Genomic DNA, 1587 nt, shown 5'->3' with positions numbered 1-1587 from the left:
CAATTGTTAGCAGCTCCTTAGAAAGGAGGTGATCCAGCCGCACCTTCCGGTACGGCTACCTTGTTACGACTTAGTCCCAATCGCCGGTCCCACCTTCGACGGCTCCCCCCACAAGGGTTAGGCCACCGGCTTCGGGTGTTACCAACTTTCGTGACTTGACGGGCGGTGTGTACAAGGCCCGGGAACGTATTCACCGCAGCGTTGCTGATCTGCGATTACTAGCGACTCCGACTTCATGGGGTCGAGTTGCAGACCCCAATCCGAACTGAGACCGGCTTTTTGGGATTAGCTCCACCTCACAGTATCGCAACCCTTTGTACCGGCCATTGTAGCATGCGTGAAGCCCAAGACATAAGGGGCATGATGATTTGACGTCGTCCCCACCTTCCTCCGAGTTGACCCCGGCAGTCTCCTATGAGTCCCCGCCATAACGCGCTGGCAACATAGAACGAGGGTTGCGCTCGTTGCGGGACTTAACCCAACATCTCACGACACGAGCTGACGACAACCATGCACCACCTGTAAACCGACCGCAAGCGGGGCACCTGTTTCCAGGTCTTTCCGGTTCATGTCAAGCCTTGGTAAGGTTCTTCGCGTTGCATCGAATTAATCCGCATGCTCCGCCGCTTGTGCGGGCCCCCGTCAATTCCTTTGAGTTTTAGCCTTGCGGCCGTACTCCCCAGGCGGGGCACTTAATGCGTTAGCTACGGCGCGGAAAACGTGGAATGTCCCCCACACCTAGTGCCCAACGTTTACGGCATGGACTACCAGGGTATCTAATCCTGTTCGCTCCCCATGCTTTCGCTCCTCAGCGTCAGTTACAGCCCAGAGACCTGCCTTCGCCATCGGTGTTCCTCCTGATATCTGCGCATTTCACCGCTACACCAGGAATTCCAGTCTCCCCTACTGCACTCTAGTCTGCCCGTACCCACTGCAGAACCGGAGTTGAGCCCCGGTCTTTCACAGCAGACGCGACAAACCGCCTACGAGCTCTTTACGCCCAATAATTCCGGATAACGCTTGCGCCCTACGTATTACCGCGGCTGCTGGCACGTAGTTAGCCGGCGCTTCTTCTGCAGGTACCGTCACTTTCGCTTCTTCCCTACTGAAAGAGGTTTACAACCCGAAGGCCGTCATCCCTCACGCGGCGTCGCTGCATCAGGCTTGCGCCCATTGTGCAATATTCCCCACTGCTGCCTCCCGTAGGAGTCTGGGCCGTGTCTCAGTCCCAGTGTGGCCGGTCACCCTCTCAGGCCGGCTACCCGTCGTCGCCTTGGTAGGCCATTACCCCACCAACAAGCTGATAGGCCGCGAGTCCATCCAAAACCACAAAAGCTTTCCACCACCATGACATGCGCCAGATGGTCGTATCCGGTATTAGACCCAGTTTCCCAGGCTTATCCCAGAGTCAAGGGCAGGTTACTCACGTGTTACTCACCCGTTCGCCACTAATCCCCCAGCAAGCTGGGATCATCGTTCGACTTGCATGTGTTAAGCACGCCGCCAGCGTTCATCCTGAGCCAGGATCAAACTCTCCGTTGAAGTAAAACAAATCAAACAGACACAACCACACCCACCGGAAATAAC

General features: G+C 56.4%; 1 rRNA gene. It reads right to left on the bottom strand.

Annotated features, from left to right (window positions below):
- Positions 1-21: 21 nt before the first annotated feature.
- Positions 22-1542, bottom strand: a 16S ribosomal RNA gene (locus ACIQH5_RS22380).
- Positions 1543-1587: the final 45 nt, after the last annotated feature.

It is taken from the genome of Paenarthrobacter sp. NPDC091711, assembly GCF_044756605.1.
Lineage (GTDB): Bacteria > Actinomycetota > Actinomycetes > Actinomycetales > Micrococcaceae > Arthrobacter.
The sequence above is the reverse complement of the archived record's forward strand: the minus strand, read 5'-3'. Positions and strand labels throughout refer to the sequence as shown.